The organism is Micromonospora halotolerans, assembly GCF_032108445.1.
In the GTDB taxonomy this organism is placed as follows: domain Bacteria; phylum Actinomycetota; class Actinomycetes; order Mycobacteriales; family Micromonosporaceae; genus Micromonospora; species Micromonospora halotolerans.
The window spans coordinates 1,391,869-1,410,682 of sequence record NZ_CP134876.1 but is presented as its reverse complement, the minus strand read 5'-3'; the positions used below and the strand labels follow the sequence as shown (position 1 = coordinate 1,410,682).

17 protein-coding genes and 1 tRNA gene are annotated in these 18,814 nt (G+C 75.3%); 14 read left to right on the top strand and 4 right to left on the bottom strand.

What is annotated here, in order from left to right; genetic code table 11:
• Positions 1-31: 31 nt before the first annotated feature.
• Both RMN56_RS06465 and RMN56_RS06460 read left to right on the top strand, forming a co-directional pair.
• Positions 32-484: a hypothetical protein gene (locus RMN56_RS06465; protein ID WP_313722924.1), complete on the top strand. Its 453-nt coding sequence runs from the start codon at positions 32-34 to the stop codon at positions 482-484.
• A 39-nt stretch (positions 485-523) separates the two neighbouring features.
• The gene (locus tag RMN56_RS06460; RefSeq protein ID WP_313722923.1) at positions 524-1,501 is read left to right on the top strand and encodes a hypothetical protein; all 978 of its coding nucleotides are present in this window, start codon (positions 524-526) and stop codon (positions 1,499-1,501) included.
• A gap of 3 nt (positions 1,502-1,504) precedes the next feature.
• Here the strand turns inward: RMN56_RS06460 and mdlC are convergent, their stop codons facing one another.
• Positions 1,505-3,100, bottom strand: coding sequence for a benzoylformate decarboxylase (gene mdlC / locus RMN56_RS06455; RefSeq protein ID WP_313722922.1), 1,596 nt, complete (start codon positions 3,098-3,100; stop codon positions 1,505-1,507).
• 109 nt (positions 3,101-3,209) lie between these two features.
• Positions 3,210-4,013, bottom strand: coding sequence for an S-methyl-5'-thioadenosine phosphorylase (locus RMN56_RS06450; protein WP_313722921.1), 804 nt, complete (start codon positions 4,011-4,013; stop codon positions 3,210-3,212).
• Positions 4,014-4,144: 131 nt separating this feature from the next.
• On the opposite strand from RMN56_RS06450, the gene RMN56_RS06445 reads away from it, so the two are divergent.
• From RMN56_RS06445 to RMN56_RS06430, 4 genes are all read left to right on the top strand, one after another.
• A complete protein-coding gene (locus RMN56_RS06445; protein WP_091259972.1) occupies positions 4,145-4,735 on the top strand; it encodes a YqgE/AlgH family protein in 591 nt (196 codons plus the stop codon).
• Positions 4,736-4,824: 89 nt separating this feature from the next.
• Positions 4,825-4,897, top strand: a tRNA-Ala gene (locus tag RMN56_RS06440).
• 161 nt (positions 4,898-5,058) lie between these two features.
• The gene (locus tag RMN56_RS06435) at positions 5,059-5,706 is read left to right on the top strand and encodes a dihydrofolate reductase family protein (protein WP_313722920.1); all 648 of its coding nucleotides are present in this window, start codon (positions 5,059-5,061) and stop codon (positions 5,704-5,706) included.
• 89 nt (positions 5,707-5,795) lie between these two features.
• Positions 5,796-6,137 carry a VOC family protein gene (locus RMN56_RS06430; RefSeq protein WP_313722919.1) on the top strand — a complete coding sequence of 114 codons (342 nt, stop codon included), beginning with the start codon at positions 5,796-5,798 and terminating at the stop codon, positions 6,135-6,137.
• Positions 6,138-6,155: 18 nt separating this feature from the next.
• Here the strand turns inward: RMN56_RS06430 and RMN56_RS06425 are convergent, their stop codons facing one another.
• Complete coding sequence (locus RMN56_RS06425; RefSeq protein WP_313722918.1) at positions 6,156-8,417, bottom strand: DUF4153 domain-containing protein; 2,262 nt, start codon at positions 8,415-8,417, stop codon at positions 6,156-6,158.
• 173 nt (positions 8,418-8,590) lie between these two features.
• Between RMN56_RS06425 and RMN56_RS06420 the strand changes: the two genes are divergently transcribed.
• Positions 8,591-9,514, top strand: coding sequence for a lytic polysaccharide monooxygenase auxiliary activity family 9 protein (locus RMN56_RS06420; RefSeq protein ID WP_313722917.1), 924 nt, complete (start codon positions 8,591-8,593; stop codon positions 9,512-9,514).
• 10 nt (positions 9,515-9,524) lie between these two features.
• On the opposite strand, the gene mgrA is transcribed toward RMN56_RS06420, so the two are convergent.
• Positions 9,525-10,514 (bottom strand): L-glyceraldehyde 3-phosphate reductase, encoded by a 990-nt coding sequence (gene mgrA, locus RMN56_RS06415; protein WP_313722916.1) that lies wholly within the window; start codon positions 10,512-10,514, stop codon positions 9,525-9,527.
• A 97-nt stretch (positions 10,515-10,611) separates the two neighbouring features.
• Here mgrA and RMN56_RS06410 point away from each other — a divergent pair, with 97 nt between their 5' ends.
• The 7 genes from RMN56_RS06410 (at position 10,612) to RMN56_RS06380 (ending at position 18,661) form a co-directional block, all read left to right on the top strand.
• On the top strand, positions 10,612-11,580 hold the full coding sequence (locus RMN56_RS06410; RefSeq protein ID WP_313722915.1) for an aldo/keto reductase: 969 nt from the start codon (positions 10,612-10,614) through the stop codon (positions 11,578-11,580).
• A 5-nt stretch (positions 11,581-11,585) separates the two neighbouring features.
• Entirely contained in the window at positions 11,586-12,083 is a 498-nt protein-coding gene (locus tag RMN56_RS06405) for a hemerythrin domain-containing protein (protein ID WP_154230147.1), read from the top strand.
• A gap of 57 nt (positions 12,084-12,140) precedes the next feature.
• Entirely contained in the window at positions 12,141-13,391 is a 1,251-nt protein-coding gene (locus RMN56_RS06400; RefSeq protein WP_313722914.1) for a sensor histidine kinase, read from the top strand.
• Complete coding sequence (locus RMN56_RS06395; RefSeq protein WP_313722913.1) at positions 13,388-14,041, top strand: response regulator; 654 nt, start codon at positions 13,388-13,390, stop codon at positions 14,039-14,041. Before RMN56_RS06400 ends, RMN56_RS06395 begins: the two co-directional genes overlap by 4 nt.
• 75 nt (positions 14,042-14,116) lie before the next feature.
• Complete coding sequence (locus RMN56_RS06390; protein WP_313722912.1) at positions 14,117-15,211, top strand: hypothetical protein; 1,095 nt, start codon at positions 14,117-14,119, stop codon at positions 15,209-15,211.
• 58 nt (positions 15,212-15,269) lie between these two features.
• Positions 15,270-16,706 (top strand): magnesium chelatase ATPase subunit I, encoded by a 1,437-nt coding sequence (locus RMN56_RS06385; RefSeq protein ID WP_313722911.1) that lies wholly within the window; start codon positions 15,270-15,272, stop codon positions 16,704-16,706.
• Between the two features lie 2 nt (positions 16,707-16,708).
• Positions 16,709-18,661 carry a VWA domain-containing protein gene (locus tag RMN56_RS06380; RefSeq protein ID WP_313722910.1) on the top strand — a complete coding sequence of 651 codons (1,953 nt, stop codon included), beginning with the start codon at positions 16,709-16,711 and terminating at the stop codon, positions 18,659-18,661.
• Positions 18,662-18,814 lie beyond the last annotated feature (153 nt).

The window sequence follows — 18,814 nt, the reverse complement described above, 5'->3', positions numbered from 1 at the left end:
TACGCGGTAGCGCAGCAGCGCGGGAGGTGCCATGGCCACCAATCCGATCCAGCAGCCGTCCACCGTCACCGCCGTGCCCCATCCCCGGCCCCCGCTCCCCGGCGACCTGCGGAGCCTCGCCCGTGCGCTCGCCTCGGCGCCGGCCGAGCCGCGCTGGCGGGAGCACATGGTCGGCCGGCTCGGCCCGGTCCGGCGCGGCTTCGCCGAGCACGTCCGGCTCACCGAGGGCCCGGCCGGCCTCTACGCCGAACTGCTCTACCAGGCGCCCCGGCTGGACCGGGGCGTACGCCTGCTGGCCGGCGAGCACACCGCCATCGCGGCGGCCATCGCCGCGCTCCAGCACGCGGTGCGCCTGCCCTCGGTGCCCGCCGAGGAACTGCGGGAGCAGGCCCGGAACCTGCTGCGGGCGCTCGACCGGCACCGGCAGCGCGGCGCGGACCTGCTCTGGGAGGCGTACCAGGCCGACCTGGGCGGGGAGGACTGACCGGGGGAACCGGCCGGGGGAGGCCCGCGTCCAACCGGCATGCGTCGCTCTCTCGCCCTGCTCGGGCTACCGCTCCTGGTCCTGGCCGGCTGCGCCGCGCCCGGCGCCGACCCGGCCGGCCCGCCGGCCGCCGGCGGTCCGTCGGTCTCCGGCCCCGACCACCGGTGGGAGGCCTTCGACCAGCGGGCCACCGAGGTGGCCGACGCGTGGCGCCCCGGGCCCGCGTGGCACAGCGGGTACGTCCCGCTCGACGAGGCCACCGTGCTGACCGGCGACCCCGGATTCGACGACGAGACGAAGCAGGCCTTCCTCAACGGCTGGTACCGGGACCAGATCGCTGTCCCGACCGCCCGGCCCGCCGAGGGGACGATCCGCTTCCCGGACGGCACGCTGCGCGTCCCGCTGGTCAGCGCCGCCGAGGCGTACGCCCAGCTCGACCAGGGCGACCCACCTCCCTGCGAGGGCCGTCCGAGCACGCCCGGGCCGGGGCGGCCCAAGGGCGGTCCGACCATCGAGCCCGGCCCGGACGGCTGGGTGGCCACCCAGGCGCCCAGCCCGTGCGTGCCGTTGACGGTCACCGCGGTGACACTGGGCAGCGCGTCGGTGCGGACCAGCCGGGGCGAGGCCGACGTGCCCGCCTGGCTGTTCACCGTGGAGGGCCTCCGGGTGCCGGTGGCGCGCCTCGCCGTGGCGCCCAGCGCGGTCGGGACCGCGCCGGAGGGGATCGCGCCGAGCCGCCCGGCGGACGACGGTGTCGTGGCGGCGACCGACCTGCGGGCGGTGAACGGGAACCGGATCGACTACCGGGTCGGCACGGGCGCCTGCGACGGTCCGCCGACCCCGCTGGTGCTGGAGCGGGAGGACGTCGTGGTGCTCGGGGCCGGGGTGGTCCGCTCGACCGGGGCGTGCACCATGCAGTTGGTCATGAAGCCGCTGACCGTCACGCTGAAGGCGCCCCTCGGCGACCGGGCGGTGCTCGACGTGGCCAGCGGCACCCCGCTCGTCGTACGCCGCTGACCCCTACAGGATCCGTGGCACGTCGGTGCTGATCGGCACGGGCAGCACGGTCGGCCGGTCGGCGGCGAGCGCGGTGGCCAGCGCCGGGCCGAGCCCGTCCAGCGACTCCACCACCTCCGCGGCGCAGCCGTAGCCGCGCGCCACCGCGGTCACGTCCAGCCCCGGCAGGTCCAGCGCCGGCACCCCGGGCGTGTGCTTCAGCTCGGCGAACGCCTTGAGGATCGCGTACTGCCGGTTGACGGGCACCACGACGGCGAGCGGCAGGCCGAGTTGCGCGGCGGTCCACAACGCCTGCACCGAGTAGTGGAACGAGCCGTCGCCGATCACCGTGACCACCGGCCGGCCGCGCCCGCTGTCCCGCTCGGCCAGCGCGATGCCCACGGCCGCCGGCAGGCCGAACCCGAGGCCGCCGCTGGCCATGGTGAAATACGACCGGGGCCGGCCGATCCGCAGCCGGCGGCGCAGCGCCGCCAGGTTGGACGGCGACTCCTGCACGAGCACCCCGTCGGCCGGCCACTGCCCGGCCAGCGCGGTGAAGAGGGCGTCGGCGCTCGGCGGGTCGGCCGACCCGGCCGGCGCCGGGGCCTCCCGGGCCGGCGGCGGGGACCGGTCCGTCGGCGGCAGCAGCTCCACCAGCCCGGCCATGGTCAGCCCGGCGTCGCCGAGCAGGCTCTCCCCGACCGGGGCCCGGGCCGCCTCGTCCGGGTCGTCGGTGACGTGCAGCAGCCGGGCGTCGTCGGGCAGGTAGTCGCCCGGCACGTGCGGGTAGTAGCGGAAAACCGGAGCGCCGACCACCAGCACCGTGTCGTGGCCGCGCAACGCCTCGGCCAGCGGGCCGATGGCGTACGGCAGGACGCCCCGGAAGTGCGGATGGTCCTCGGGGAAGACGGCCCGCTCCGGCGCCGGGGCGGCCCAGACCGGCGCGGCCAGCCGCTCGGCCAGCGCCACGGCGACCGGCCAGGCGTCGGCCCGGTCGACCGCCGCGCCGAGCACCAGCGCCGGAGCGCGGGAGGCGGCCAGCGTGGCGGCGAAGCCGCGCAGCCGGTCCGGGTCCGGGGCGATCCGGGTCGCCACCGTCCGCACCTGCGGCGGCGGGTCGGCCGGCCGGTCCCAGTCGTCCATCGGCAGGGAGAGGAAGACCGGACCGGTCGGTGGCTGCACCGCCGAGGCGTACGCCCGCATGAAGGCCGCCGGGATGTCCTGCGCGCGCGCCGGCTCGTGGGCCCACTTGACGTACGGGTGGGCCAGCTCGACCGCCCGGGGGTTGGCCAGGCGGGGTTCGATGAGCAGCATCTCCCGGGTCTGCTGGCCGGCGGTGACGATCAGCGGCGTCCGGTTGTGCCAGGCGGTGACCAGGTTGCCCATGCCGTTGCCGAAGCCCGGGGCGGTGTGCAGGTTGACGTGCGCGGGCCGGCCGGTGGCCTGGGCGTAGCCGTCGGCCATGGCCATGGCCGACGCCTCCTGCAGCGCGTGCACGTAGCGGAAGTCGGCCGGGAAGTCCTTCAGGAAGGGTTCCTCGGTGGAGCCGGGGTTGCCGAAGACGGTCGTCAGGCCCAGGGCGCGGAGCAGGTCGTAGGTCGTGTCGCGGACCGTTGCCATCGCCGGCTGCCTCCCGTCCCCCGCGCGTGCCGGGGACGGCCCGGTGATCAGCTCCCCGACCAGCCGAATCTATCGGGCCGAGCGTGATTTTTCGGGCGCTTCCCAGCGCTCAGGGCAGCGGGAACGGGAGCTTGATCCCGTCCAGGGCCCGCCCGCAGGGGCAGTCCCGCTCGGCGGGCAGCGCGGCGACCGCGTCCAGCAGCACCCCGCGCAGCCGGTCGGTGTTCTCCGCGAAGACCCGGAAGACCTCCTCCTGGGTGACCGACTCGCCCGCCTCGACACCCGCGTCCAGGTCGGTGACCAGGGCGATCGAGGTGTAGCAGAGGGCCAGCTCGCGGGCGAGCACCGCCTCCGGGTGACCGGTCATGTTGACCACCGTGCCGCCGATCGAGGCGAACCAGCGCGACTCCGCCCGGGTCGAGAAGCGCGGCCCCTCGACCACCACCACCGTCCCGCCGTCCACGGTGGGCACGCCACGCCCGGCCGCCGCGTCGAGCAGCGTCCGCCGCCCGGCCGGGCAGTACGGGTCGGCGAAGGACACGTGCACGGCGCCCTGGTCGTAGTAGGTCTGGACGCGCCCGCTGGTGCGGTCGACGAGCTGGTCCGGCACCACGAACGTGCCCGGGCCCAGCTCCGGCCGGAGCCCGCCGACCGCGCAGGGCGCCAGCACCTGGCGTACGCCCAGGGACCGCAGGGCCCACAGGTTGGCCCGGTAGGGGATCAGGTGCGGCGGGTAGCGGTGGTCGCGCCCGTGCCGGGGCAGGAACGCCACCCGCCGGCCGGCCACCTCGGCGATGGTGATCGGATCCGACGGCGCCCCGTACGGCGTCTCCAGCACGTGCTCGGTGGCGCCGTCGAGGAGGGCGTAGAGGCCCGACCCGCCGATCACCGCCAGTTCGGCCGTAGCCGCCATCCGACCCTCCCTCGATCCCGCACGATCACCCGCCGGTCAGACCTTAGCCAGCGGGCGGACCGCAGGCTATGGTGCCTTGCATGGCGTTGACAGCGCGGCTGGTCGCGGCGTACGGCTGACGGGTGTCGGACATGCAGGGTGAGGGACAGGCGATCGGTGGCCGAGCCATGGATTCCATGACCGGGCGTCTGCTGGTCGCGACGCCTGCGCTGAAGGACCCGAACTTCGACCGCACCGTCGTGCTGCTGGTCGCCCACGAACCCGGCGGCGCCCTCGGCGTGGTGCTGAACCGCGCCACCGAGGTGCCGGTGGCCGACGTCCTAGGCGACTGGAGCGACCTGGCCCGGCACCCCGCGGTGCTCTTCGAGGGCGGCCCGGTGCAGCCCGACTCGGCGATCTGCCTGGCCCGGATGCGCCACCCGATCAAGCCGGTCAAGGGCTTCCACCGGGTGTCCGGCGCGGTGGGCACCATCGACCTCTCGGTCGACCCGGAGAAGCTGCGCGACGCCGTCGGCGGGATCCGGGTCTTCGCCGGCTACTCCGGCTGGGGCGCCGGGCAGCTGGAGCGGGAGATCGAGGACGGGTCCTGGTTCGTGCTCGACGCCCTCCCCGGCGATGCCTTCGTCGACCGCCCGGACGACCTCTGGCCGATGGTGCTGCGCCGGCAGGGCGGCATGATGGCGGCGGTCGCCCACTTCCCCCCGGATGTGGCCCTGAACTGAGCGACCGGCCGGGGACCCCCGCGAGATGACCATGCCAACCGGCGTGTGTATAGTTCTCTCCGTGCCCGGGCGACCGGGGACGACCGCAAGGGGCCGTGGCGCAGCTGGTAGCGCACCACACTGGCAGTGTGGGGGTCAGGGGTTCGAGTCCCCTCGGCTCCACCCTTCGCGATCAGGGCGTTCGTCAGACATGACGGACGCCCTTCGTCATTCCGGACACCGCTCCGAGGTACCGGATGCAAGGCCCGAGCCGGTGAGGGCATTCGGCCCGTCGCAGGTGGGGCGTACGGTGCCACCACAAGACGCTCGTCGGAGGGGGATTCGTGCCACAGCAGCTGTTGAGGGTGCAGAGCTTCGCCGTGTCGCGGGACGGGTTCGGCGCCGGCGAGGGGCAGAGCCTGGAGCGGCCCTTCGGTCACGCGGACCCCGCCGCCCTGTTCGCCTGGCGTGCCGCCACCGCCAGCTTCGTGTACCGCACCGAGCCCGGTGGCACCCGTGGCCTGGACGACTACCTGACCCGCGACTACGACCGCAACATCGGCGCGGAGATCATGGGCCGTAACAAGTTCGGCCCGCAGCGCGGCCCCTGGGAGAACCACGACTGGCAGGGGTGGTGGGGGGACAACCCACCGTTCCACGTGCCGGTCTTCGTGCTCACCCACCACGAGCGCCCGTCGTTCACCCTGGCGGACACCACATTCCACTTCCTCGACGCGAGCCCGGCCGAGGCACTGAAGCGAGCGAAGCAGGCCGCCGACGGCCGGGACGTACGCCTCGGTGGGGGAGTCGCCACCATCCGCGAATTCCTCGAGGCCGACCTGGTCGACGAGATGCACATCGCCGTCGCGCCCGTCGACCTCGGTCGCGGTGAGCGGCTGTGGGAGAGCCACCACGAGCTTCTCGACCGCTTCCACCTCGAGTCGGTGCCGAGCCCCAGCGGAGTCACCCACCTCCTGTTCTGGAGGCGATGACCCCGCTCCCCGGCTGGGTGCCACCGGCGCGCGCCCGCTGGCACGACTGAGTCCCGGAGGAGACGCCCTCCCATCCCTAACATGGCCTCATGACCGTAGATCTGTTCGCGGGCGTCCCCGTCCGCGACCGCCGTGCGGCGGCGGCCTGGTACGAGCGACTCCTCGGCGCCCCGCCGTCGTTCCTGCCCAACGACACCGAGGCGGTGTGGGAGCTCGCCGAGCACCGCTACGTGTACATCGAGGTGCGTCCCGAGCACGCCGGGCACGCCATGCACACCGTCTTCGTCACCGACCTCGACGCCCGTCTCGCGCAGATCGCCGACCGTGGCCTGACGCCGGCCGAGCGCGAGACCTACGACAACGGGGTCCGCAAGGCCATCTTCCGTGACCCGGACGGCAACGAGATCGGCTTCGGCGGCGGCCCCGACTGAGCGGGGCCGCCACCGGCCTCACCGGCGGGACTTGGGCAGGTCGAACTGGTCGGCCCGGCGGCAGTCCTTCGGGCCGCCGATGGCGCCCGGCCCGACCCGGTCGAGGGCCTGGCGGGCCCGGTGCCGGCCCAGGTTCCAGGCGTACCAGGGGTCGGACTCCTCCAGGTCGTCGGCGATCCAGCTCAGCGTGCAGCGGCGCACCGGGTCGGGGAGCCGGGTCAGCGCGGGCGTCGCGTCGGCCGAGAGCGCCCGCAGGTACCACGCGTCGATCTTGCCGGTCTGCTCGTAGCGGAGGATGTTGCGCTTCGCCGCGTAGTCCTCGGGGTTCAGGACGGCCAGCCCGAGCAGCATCGCCACGGCCAGCGCGACGGTCGTGCCCGGGATCCACCGGCCCTGCCACCGCACGCCGGCCGCCAGGATCATCAGGAAGACCGCGCCGAGCAGCAGTTCGAACGCCATCACGAAGATCCGCTCGCCGGTGAAGCTGTAGACCTTCTGGTACGTCCACATCCGGGACAGCGCCGACACCACGATGACCACGCTGAGGGCGCTGAGCAGGCCCAGCAGGACGCGCAGCAGGTGACGCTCGACCGGCCGCTCGCGGCTGGCCCAGCGGCTCACCCCGCCCAGCACGGCCAGGGTCAGCAGGGTGACGAAGAGGAGCTGCCAGAAGCCGCTGCGGGCGTACTCGGAGTAGCTCAGCCCGGCGACCTTCTGCACGTGCCGCTGGCCGCCGAAGAGCACGGTGAACTGCACGATCACGAAACCGGCGAAGAGCAGCGTCAGCGCGCCGATGGCCGGCGCCCACTCCAGCGCGCCCAGCCGGCGGCTGCTCGGCCGGTCCACGGTGGACAGGTCGGGCGGGGCGGCCAGCGTGTAGACCGCCGCGACGGCGATCAGGCCACCGACCGCGGCCAGGAAGATCCAGCGGAACACCGTACCGATGTTGATCTCGGGGACGATCGCGTTGAGCACCTCGGAGAAGGCCGCGTCGGCCGAGGCGAGCAGGCTGCCGAAGACCAGCAGCACCAGCACGGTGGCGACCACCGAGCCGGTGATCTTGCGGACCGTCCCGGCCTCCGGTGACGCGGTGACGTGCCGCCGCACCCAGGGCAGGCCACGGAACGCCGCGAACGGCGCGGCGACCAGGCCGAACAGGATCGAGCGGACCAGCCGGCCGCCGACGATCGCCAGCGTGGCGCAGCCCAGCGCGCCGAGCACGCAGAACGTCACCAGCCACCAGGCGTTGCGGAACGCCAGCACGGCGAGCAGGACCAGCGCCGCCGCCGCCCACCCGCCACGGATCAGCCGCTCGGCGCGGGGCAGGTCGGCGGTGCGCCGGCGCACCGCGACCAGCACGCCGAGGGTCAGCGTGAGCCAGCCCAGGAACCAGCCGATGCCGACCCGGCTCAGCGGCACGAAGAACGCGGCACCGAGCGCCCCGGCCAGCACGGCGAGGGGAACGGCCCGGCCGGTGGCCTGCTTCGGGCCCGGCCAGCGCGCGCCGAGGAACGAGGTGCGGGGGGTACGAGGCCGGGGCGTCCAGCCGGGCGCGGGCGGGTAGACGCCCCAGGGCTGCGCCCCGTGCCCGGGGTACGGCGGGGCGGCGGGCGGCGCCGGCACGGCGGCGGGCTGGGCCCCGGCGGCGGGCGGCGTCGCCGGCGAGGCGGCGGGCGGAGCAGGGGCCGTCGAGGTCGCCGGGGCGCGGCCGGCCTCCGGTTCCGGCTCGGTCTCCGGCTCCGGCTCCGGCGCGACCTTTGTGGCCGGTGCGGGCTCGGCGTCCGCGCTGGGCTGCCCGGCGGGGGCGGGGGCCGGCGTGGCCGCTTCGTCGGTCGCCGTGCCGGCGCCGCGGGCACCGGCCGGGGACGCACCGGCTGCCGCCGGGTGGCTCGGCACCGGGCCGGTCGCCGGGGTCGTCGAAGTCGAGCCGGCGGCGGGATCGGCCGGGACCGCGCCGCTCGGGGTCTCGACGGCCGGCGGGGTGGCCTGGGTGGGCACGCCGGGGGCGGGGACCAGCAGCCGCGGGGCGGCCGGTTGCTCGGCGGACGCGGCCGGCTGGCCCTCCGCCACGGGCACCAGCGGCACGAACAGCGCGTAGCCGCGGGTGCCGGGCGGGACGACCACCGGGATCGCCCAGGCGGGCTGCCCCTCCGGGCCGGGCCACGGCACCGCGGGCGGCGCGCCCGCCACGTCGGGCACGACGAGCAGGTGCGGCGTGACGTCGGACCCGGCCGCCGGAGCGGGTCGGGGCGCCTCTGGCGTCTGTGGCGGCTCGGACACGGCTCGCTCCTTGATCGCGGGGTTTCGTCACTCTAGGGCCCGCGTGGCTCGGCCGCCGCCCCGTCCGGCCGTTCGGTCAGCACACCCGAGCCGGCCGTGGGGTCCGGCATGCCGACGCGCGGATCGAACCTTTGCCGCCCTCCGCCCGTACCAGTGCGCGGGAGGTCGATGACATGGCCGTACGCCGCACGCTCGCCGGGCTCGCCGCCGTCGCCGCGACCCTGCTGCTCACCGGCCTGCCGGCGAGCGCGCACGGCGCCCCCACCAGCCCGCTGAGCCGGGCCGCCGCCTGCGGTCCGGAGGGTGGCCGGGCGGACACGCCGGCCTGCCGGGCCGCGATCGCCGAGGGGGCGGCCGTGCGGGAGTGGGACAACATCCGGGTGGCCCGGATCGACGGGCGGGACCGCGAGCGCATCCCCGACGGGGAGCTGTGCAGCGGCGGGCTGTCGGCGTACCGGGGGCTGGACCTGCCCCGGACCGACTGGCCGGCCACCACGCTCACCGCCGGCGCCCGGTACACCTTCCGCTACCGCACCACGATCCCGCACAAGGGCACGTTCCGGTTCTACGTCACCACCGCCTCGTACGCGCCGACCCGGCGGCTGACCTGGGCGGACCTGGCGGAGAAGCCGTTCCTCACGGTCACCGACCCGCCGATCCGGGACGGCGCCTACCAGATGCCGGGGCGGCTGCCGGCGGGGCGCACCGGACGGCACATCATCTACACGATCTGGCAGAACTCGAACACCCAGGACACCTACTACTCCTGCTCCGACGTGGTGTTCCGGTCGCCGTCCGGTGGGGCGGCCGCCACGCCGCGGACCAAGCCGGCACCGTCAGCGAGCGCGGCCGCCCCGCGTACCGTGCCGAGGACCGCGACCGGCAACCCGGCCGGCGACCCGGCGGCGGGGGTGCCGGTCGCGGCCGTGACCGACACCGGACGGTTCCCCCGGCCGCTCGTGCTCGGCGCGGCGGCCGGGGTCACCGTGCTGCTCGTCGTCGTGGTGGCGATGCGGTTGCGGCGGGCCGGCAGCGTGCCGGTGGGCCGGCCGTGCGGGGTCCGCAGCCACCGCGCCGGCCGCCGCCGGATCTGGTGAGCGCCCGCCGTCAGCCCAGGTGGCGGTCGATCTCGGCCAGGTCCTCGGCGCCGAGGTCGAGGTTGTCCAGCGCGGCCACGTTCCCCTCCAGCTGGGCCACGCTGCTCGCCCCGATGATCAGGCTGGTCATGCGGGGGTCGCGCAGCGCCCAGGCCAGCGCGAGCTGAGCCAGGCTCTGGCCGCGCCGCTCGGCGACCGCGGCGAGCCCGCGGATGGTGGCCATCCGCTCCTCGCTGAGGTCGCTCTCGTTGAGGAAGACGCTGGTGCGCACCCGGGAGTCGGCGGGGATGCCGCCCAGGTAGCGGTCGGTGAGCAGTCCCTGCGCGAGCGGGCTGTAGGCGATGCAGCCGGCGCCGGCCTGCTCCAGCGTGTCCAGCAGCCCGTCGGCCTCGGTCCAGCGGTTGAGCATCGAGTACGACGGCTGGTTGATCAGCAGTGGGGTGCCCAGCTCGCGGAGGATCCCGGCGGCCCGGGCGGTCTGCTCCGAGTTGTAGTTGGAGATGCCCACGTAGAGCGCCTTGCCGGAGCGCACGATCGCGTCCAGCGCGCCCATCGTCTCCTCCAGCGGCGTGTCCGGGTCGAACCGGTGGGAGTAGAAGATGTCGACGTAGTCGAGGCCCATCCGGCGCAGCGACTGGTCCAGCGAGGAGATCAGGTACTTGCGCGAGCCCCACTCGCCGTACGGGCCGGGCCACATCAGATAGCCGGCCTTGCTGGAGATGACCAGCTCGTCCCGGTACGGCTTCAGGTCGGTGGCGAGCATCCGGCCGAAGTTCTCCTCGGCCGTGCCGGGCGGCGGGCCGTAGTTGTTGGCCAGGTCGAAGTGGGTGATCCCGAGATCGAAGGCGCGCCGGACGATGTCCCGCTGCCGCTCGTACGGGCGGTCCGGCCCGAAGTTGTGCCACAGCCCGAGCGAGATGGCGGGCAGGCGCAGGCCGCTCCGGCCACTGCGCCGGTAGATCATCGAGTCATAACGGTCTTCGCTGGCAAGGTAGGTCACCCTTCCGACCCTAGTCGGGGGCCGGTGCCCAGGTCGGCGCGGAGGTGGGCCGGCGGAACCGGCGTGCGGTCCCGCCCGCTTGGGTAGCTTCGAGTCCATGCGCTACGTCCCGCTCGACACCCCCAAGCCCATCTCGAAGATCGGCCTCGGCACGTGGCAGTTCGGCTCGCGCGAGTGGGGCTACGGCCCCGACTACGAACGCCGGGCGGCGCAGATCGTCCGGCGGGCGCTCGACCTGGGCGTCACCCTCTTCGACACCGCCGAGATCTACGGCTTCGGCCGCAGCGAGCGCATCCTCGGCGCGGCCCTCGGCGACGACCGGGCCAAGGTCGTGGTCGCCAGCAAGATCTTCCCGGTGCTGCCGCTCGCCCCGGTGGTGCAGCAGCGGGCGGTCGCCTCCGCCGCCCGGCTCGGCGTCGCCGGCATCGACCTCTACCAGGTGCACCAGCCCAACCCGGTGGTCGCCGACACCACCACGATGCGCGGCATGCGCGCGCTCCAGGACGTCGGGCTGGTCGGCGAGGTCGGGGTCAGCAACTACACGCTGCGCCGCTGGCGGTTCGCCGAGGCCGCGCTGGGCCGCCGGGTGTTGAGCAACCAGGTCCGCTACAGCATGGTCGACCGCGGCCCCGAGGAGGACCTGATCCCGTACGCGGAGCAGGCCGGCCGGATCGTCATCGCGTACAGCCCGCTGGGGCAGGGCTTCCTCTCCGGCCGCTACGACGCCCGGAACCCGCCCGCCGGGGCGGTCCGGCGGGCCAACCCGTACTTCCTGCCGGAGAACCTGGAGCGGGGCACGGAGCTGATCGCCACCCTGCGCGAGGTGGCCGACGCGCGCGACGCCACGCCCAGCCAGATCGCCCTGGCGTACGTGCTCCGCCACCCCACCGTGGTGGCCATCCCCGGCGCGTCGAGCGTGGAGCAGGTGGAACGCAACGCGGCCGCCGCCGAGATCGACCTGGCCGACGACGAGTACGCCGCGCTGACCACCGCCGCCCACGCGTTCCGCCCGGTCACCGGGCTGGCCGCCGTACCCAAACTCATCCGCGCCCGGACCCGGAAGTGACCACCATGGACGACATCACCGCACTGATCCTCGACGACCACGCCGCCTTCCGCCGTGGCTTCGCCCGGCTGGACGACGCCCGGGACCCGGCCGAGCTGCTGGCCGTCTGGGAGGCGCTGGCCCTGCACCTGGACATCCACGCCGAGGCGGAGGAGGCCATCCTCTATCCGCACCTGGTCAAGCACGGCGACGACGGCGCCGAGGAGACCGAGGACGCCATCGGCGACCACAACAAGATCCGTGACGCCGTCGCCGAGTCCAAGCTCCACGAGGTCGGTTCGGACGCCTGGTGGGCGGCCGTGTGGCGGGCCCGCCGGGAGAACAGCGAGCACCTGGCCGAGGAGGAGGACGAGGCGCTGCCGGACTTCCGCCGGCACGCGAGCGTCGAGCTGCGGGCCGAGCTGGGGCAGCGCTGGCTGACGTTCTACGGCGAGCACAAGAACGGGCGCAACCTGCCGTTCCGCGACAAGGACCCGGAGCGGTACGTCCAGGACCACCGCTGACCGGATCTCCCCGTCGCGGGGGAGTCGGCGGGCCGCCCCCGGGCGCAGAATGACCGGGTGACGGTCCCGGGCGTACTGGCGCCGCTGGTGCGCGGGAGCACCTGGCGGCGCGCCGTGTTCCTGCTCCTCGGCGGGGTGCTCGCCCTGCCGTACGCGCTGCTCGCGGCGGCGTTCGCGCAACTGCTCGGCAGCGCCGACGTGCCCCGCCCGATGGGTGGCGGGCTGCTGCTGGTCGCCGCCGGGCTCGCCGCCGTGCCGGTGTTCCTCGCCGGCAGCCGGGCGCTCGAGATCGCCGCCGCCCGGGCGCTGCTCGCCGTCGACCTCCCCGAGCCCGCCCCGGGCCACCGGATCGACCGGGAGACCCGGCTGCGCGCCGCGCTCTGGATCGCCCTGCACCTGCTCACCGGCGCGCTGGTGCTGTTCGCGGCGATCAGCGCGTTTCCCATGGCGCTGGTCTTCGTCGCCGGGCTGACCGGCGTGGACACCGGCGCCACGGCGGGGGACGGCTTCGGCCCGCTCGACCCGGGCCGCCCGGTCGTGGCGGGACTGGCCGGGCTGGCCCTGCTGGTCGCCCTCGGGTACGCGGTCGCCGGGCTGGGCGCGCTCGCCGCCTCGATGGCGCCCGTGCTGCTCGGCCCGGCGCAGGCCGAGCGGATCGCCGCCCTGGAGGCCCGGTCCGCCCGGCTGGCCGAGCGCAACCGGCTGGCCCGCGAGCTGCACGACTCGGTGGGGCACGCACTGACCGTGGCGACCCTCCAGGCCGGGGCCGCCCGGGAGCTGCTCGACAGCGACCCGGAGTTCACCCGGCGGGCGCTGCGCGCCATCGAGGAGACGAGCCGCCGCGCGATGGACGACCTGGACCACGTGCTCGGGCTGCTCCGGGAGACGGCCGACGGGCGGGTGCCCGCGTCGACCGCGCCGCAGGCCACCCTGGACGGGCTGGACCGGCTGGTCGCCGACACCCGGGCCACCGGCCTGGCCGTGGACTCCCGGGTCAGCGGGACGCTCGGTGGCCTGCCCGCCGTGGTGTCCCGGGAGGGGTACCGGATCGTGCAGGAGGGCCTGACCAACGCGGCCCGGCACGGCCGGGGGCCGGTGCGCCTGCGGGTGGCCGTACCCGATGGTCGGCTGGAGATCGAGCTGGTCAACGGGCTGCGCGGCACCACCGGGCCGGGTGGCGGCGGGCGCGGGCTGGACGGCATGCGGGAACGGGTGCTGCTGCTCGGCGGGCAGCTCACCGCGGGCCCGGAGGGCGACCGCTGGCGGGTCCGGGTCACCCTGCCGGCGCCGAGAGGGGAGACCGGGTGACGACCATCGACGTGCTGATCGTCGACGACGACGAGCTGATCCGGGTCGGCCTGCGGGCGATCGTGGACGCCCAGCCGGACCTGCGGGTGGTAGGCGAGGCCGCGGACGGCGCCGAGGTGCCGCCGCTGGTGGCCCGGCTGCGACCCCGGGTGGTGCTCATGGACGTCCGGATGCCGTCCATCGACGGCATTCAGGCCACCCGGCGGCTGCTCGCCGCCTCCGCCGATCCGCCCCGGGTCCTGGTCGTCACCACCTTCGCCAACGACGAGTACGTCTACGAGGCGCTGCGCGCCGGCGCGAGCGGCTTCCTGCTCAAGCGGGCCCGCCCGGCCGAGGTGGTGGAGGCCATCCGGGTGGTGGCCGCCGGCGAGTCGCTGCTGTTCCCGGCGGCGATCCGCCGGCTCGCCGGCGCGTACGGCGGCCGGGGCGGCGACGGGCTGCGCGCGGCCCGGCTCACCGAACGGGAGGGCGAGGTGCTGCGGCTGATGGCCGCCGGGCTGTCCAACCCGGAGATCGCCGAGCGGCTGGTGGTCGGCGTGGAGACGGTCAAGACGCACGTCGGCAACGTGCTGGCCAAGCTCGGGGTCCGGGACCGGACCCAGGCGGTGATCGCCGCGTACGAGTCGGGCTTCGTGGTGCCGACCGGCTGACCGTCCCTCCGGCGGGGGAGGCGGTCCACCCCGGCGCGGGAGGGATCCGGGGGCCGGCCGGCCGACGCTGAGAGCATGACGACAACGACCGATTCCCCACCCCGTCCGGCCACCCGGACGCGGCTCGACCTGGCCGCACCGCTCGCCGCCGCCTGGCTCGGCGGCTGGGGCGTGCTCGCCCTGCTCTCGACCCTGACCGGCGCCGGCTACCCGTTCGGCGCCAACGACCCGCACGGTGCCGACGTCAGCCTGCTCCGGCTGCTGCCGGTGGACGTCGGCGCCCCGCTCTTCGCCGGGGTGCTGCTGCTCGCGGCCGTCGCGGCCCTGGCCATGAGCGGCCCGGTGACGGTACGCCGGCCCGGCCTGCCCCGCGCGCTGCTGCTCGGCTACGGCTGGACGGTCGCGTTTGCGCTGACCGTGGTCGTCCCCGACGCCCGGGTGCTGATCGTGCTCGGCTACCTGCCGATCCTGCTCATCGGCGCGCCCTTCGACTGGCCGCCCGTCGACTACGGGCAGATCTTCGACTGGCCGCTGGCCGCCCGGTGCGCCGCCCTCGTCGGGGGCGTCCTGCTGGCCGGCGCGCTGCTGCTCTGGCAGCGCCGGACCGCCGGCGCCTGCCCGGCCTGCGGCCGGGACGACCACGAGCGGGGCTGGACCACGCCCGCCGCGGCCGCCCGCTGGGGGCGCTGGGCCGCGTACACCGCCGCCGTCATCCCGTTCGCCTACGCGGTCACCCGGTTCGCCTGGGCGGCCGGCATCCCGCTCGGCATCTCCCGGGATTTTCTCGCCGAGATGCGGGAGACCGGGCTGGTCTGGGCCGGCGCCGGGCTGGGCGGATTCGCCACCGTCGGGGCGATCCTCACCCTCGGGCTGGTCCGCCCCTGGGGCGAGCGGTTCCCCCGCTGGATGCCCAGGCTGGCCGGCCGGCGGGTGCCGATCAAGCTGGCGGTCGTCCCCGCGACGCTGGTGGCGCTGTCGGTGACGGCGGCCACCCTCGGCCTGATGAGCAACGCCGAGTTCTGGCACCTCACCGGCGGGTTCAGTCTGGCCTCCGCGCCGATGCTGCTCTGGCCCCTCTGGGGCGGCGCGCTCGGAGCGGCCACCCTCGCGTACCACCTGCGGCGGCGGGGCGCCTGCACCCGCTGCGGGCGGCCCGTTCCCCGTCCGTGACGGTCCGACCGTCTCCGAAGGCGGCGCGCGGTCACCCGACCGAGATAGCGTAGGTCGGGTGACTGCGCCCAACCAGGTTCCCCCGGCCCCGCCCGCCGACCTGCCCGGCACGCTCGGCGAGCTGCGGGCCTCCGGCCATCGCCACCGCACGGTCAAGCAGGAACTCCGCGACAACCTCCTGGCCCGGATGCGCGCCGGCGAGGAGCGCTTCCCCGGCATCGTCGGCTACGAGGACACGGTGCTGCCCGAGGTCGAGCGGGCCCTGCTCGCCGGCCACGACATGGTGCTGCTCGGCGAGCGCGGCCAGGGCAAGACCCGGCTCATCCGCTCGCTCGGCGCGCTGCTCGACGAGTGGACCCCGGTGATCCCCGGCTCGGTGCTCAACGAGCACCCGATGCACCCGCTCACCCCGGCGTCCCGCGCCCTGGTCGCCGAGCGCGGCGACGACCTGCCGATCGGCTGGCTGCACCGCTCGATGCGCTACGGCGAGAAGCTCGCCACCCCGGACACCAGCGTCGGCGACCTGATCGGCGACGTCGACCCGATCCGGCTCGCCCAGGGGCGAACCCTCGGCGACCCGGAGACCATCCACTTCGGACTCGTGCCGCGCACCAACCGGGGCGTCTTCGCCGTCAACGAGCTGCCCGACCTGGCCGAACGCATCCAGGTGGCGCTGCTCAACGTGCTGGAGGAACGGGACATCCAGGTCCGTGGCTACCAGCTCCGGCTCCCGCTGGACCTGCTGCTGGTGGCCAGCGCCAACCCGGAGGACTACACCAACCGTGGCCGGATCATCACCCCGCTCAAGGACCGCTTCGGCGCGGAGATCCGCACCCACTACCCGCTCGACCTGGAGCTGGAACTGGCCCTGATCCGGCAGGAGGCCGACCTGGTCGCCACCGTCCCGGAGCACGTGCTGGAGGTGCTCGCCCGCTTCGCCCGCGCCGTCCGGGAATCACCGTCGGTGGACCCGCGCTCCGGCGTCTCCGCCCGGTTCGCCATCGCCGCCGCCGAGACCGTCGCCGCCGCCGCGCTGCGCCGCGCCGGCCTGCTGGGCGCCGCCGCCCACGAGGCCCCGGTCGCCCGGGTCGGCGACGCCGTCTCGGTGACCTCCACGCTGCGCGGCAAGGTCGAGTTCGAGAGCGGCGAGGAGGGCCGGGAGATCGAGGTCCTCGCTCACCTGCTGCGGACCGCCACCGCCGAGACGTTCCGGGCCCGCCTGGCCGGGCTGGACCTCTCCGGGTTCACCGCGCTGGTCGCCGAGGGCACCGAGATCGAGACCGGCGAGCTGGTCTCCTCGGCGGAGCTGCTCGGCCAGGTCGGCACCGTTCCCGGGCTGGCCAAGGTGCTCGACCGGCTCGGCCTCGGCGACGCGCCCACCCCCGAGGAGGCCGCCGCCGGGATCGAGTTCGTCCTGGAAGGGCTGCACCTCACCCGCCGGCTGGGCAAGGACGTCACCGAGTCCGGGCGCACCGTCTACGGCGGCCGGGGCTGACCGTGGCCGGCAACCGGTTCCGGTACGGGCAGTGGCGCGGCGGGCCCGACCCGCTCGCCCCGCCGTACGACGTACGCGCCGCCGTGGACGCGGTCGGCTCGGAGGTCCTCGCCGGCGGCAGCCTGCGGGAGGCGCTGCGCGACCTGCTGCGGCGCGGCCCGAAGGGGCGCGGCGGCCTGGACGACCTGGCCGCCCGGGCCCGCCGGCTGCGCCGGGAGGCGCTGCGCCGCGGCGACCTGGACGGCGCGGTGACCCGCGCTCAGGCGCTGCTCGACCAGGCCCTCGCCGCCGAGCGGGAGGAGCTGCGCGGGCGGGACGGCGACGACGCCCGCTTCGCCGAGGCGGTGCTGGACAACCTGCCCCGCTCGACGGCCCGCGCCGTCGAGGAGCTGTCCGGGTACGACTGGGCCAGCGACGAGGCACGCGCCAGCTACCAGCGGATCCTCGACGGGCTGCGCGGCGAGGTGCTGGAGCAGCGCTTCGCCGGGCTGCGCGACGCGGCACGGGCCGCCGGCGACCCGGCCACCCAGCGGCAGCTCGCCGAGATGATGCGCGACCTCAACGACCTGCTCGCCCGGCACGCCCGGTCCGAGGACACCACCGACGCGTTCGCCGAGTTCATGCGCCGGCACGGCGAGTTCTTCCCGGAGCAGCCGAAGGACGTCGACGAGCTGATCGACGTGCTGGCCCGCCGGTCGGCGGCGGGGGAGCGGCTCATGCGGTCGCTGTCCGACCGCCAGCGCGAGGAACTGGCCGGGCTCATGCGCCAGTCCCTCGGCGAGCAGCTGGCCGGGGAACTGTCCCAGCTCGACGACCACCTGCGGTCGCTGCGCCCCGACCTGAACTGGCGCCGCGGCGAGCGGGTCCGGGGCGACCAGCAGCTCGGCTACGGCGAGGCCACCGGCGCGCTCGGCGAGATCGCCGAGCTGGACGAGCTGCTCGACTCCCTCGACCAGGACCACCCCGGCGCCACCCTGGACGACGTCGACGTCGAGGCGGTCGCCCGGACGCTGGGCCGGGACGCCGCCGACGACGTACGCCGGCTGCAGGAGCTGGAGCGTGAGCTGCGCCGGCAGGGCTGGGTGACCCGGGACGCCGAGGGGCTGACGCTCAGCCCGAAGGCGCTGCGCCGGCTCGCCGGCACCGCACTGCGGCGGGTCTTCGCCGACCTGACCGCCGGCCCCCGCGGCCAGCACGACCTGCGCTCCGCGGGCGCCGCCGGCGAGGTGAGCGGCGCCTCCCGCCAGTGGGAGTACGGCGACGAGCAGCCCCTCGACGTGGTGCGCACCCTCACCCGCGCCGTCCGCCGGGCCGGCCCCCGGGTGCCCGTGCAGCTCGCCGTCGAGGACTTCGAGGTCGTGGAGACCGAGCGGCGCGCCTCGGCGGCAGTGGCGCTCTGCGTCGACCTGTCGTACTCGATGATCTCCCAGGGGCGCTGGGGGCCGATGAAGCAGACTGCGCTGGCCCTCTCGCACCTCATGGCGACCCGCTTCCCGCAGGACGCCCTGCAGATCATCGGATTCGGCCGGGAGGCCATGCCGCTGACCCAGCAGGAGCTGGCCGCGGTGGAGCCCGACATGGAGCAGGGCACCAACCTCCAGCACGCGCTGCGGCTGGCCGGGCGGCACCTGCGCCGGCACCCGGGCGCCGAGCCGGTCGTGCTCGTGGTCACCGACGGTGAGCCCACCGCCCACCTCGACCCGTCCGACGGCGAGGCGTACTTCCACTGGCCGCCGCTGCCGGAGACCATCCAGGCGACCATCCGCGAGGTGGACAAGCTGACCCGGTACGGCGCCACGCTGAACCTGTTCATGCTCGGCGACGACCCGGGCCTGCGGCGGTTCGTGGACGCGGTGGCTCGGCGCTCCAAGGGCCGGATGTTCACCCCCGACCTCGACGACCTCGGCGAGTACGTCGTCTCCGACTACCTCCGCGCACGCCACGGCCGCCACTGAGCGTCCTGCCGCTGTGCGCCCGTGAGGCCAGGTCGAGGACCGGGGTCGGGTCGTCGTCCCGGCACGGGTGGGCGGGTGCCCCCTGCCCGCCTTTGCTCTGCCGCCTTCCAGCGACACGGCAGGTGGCGACGGGTGGGCGGGTTGCTCCATGTC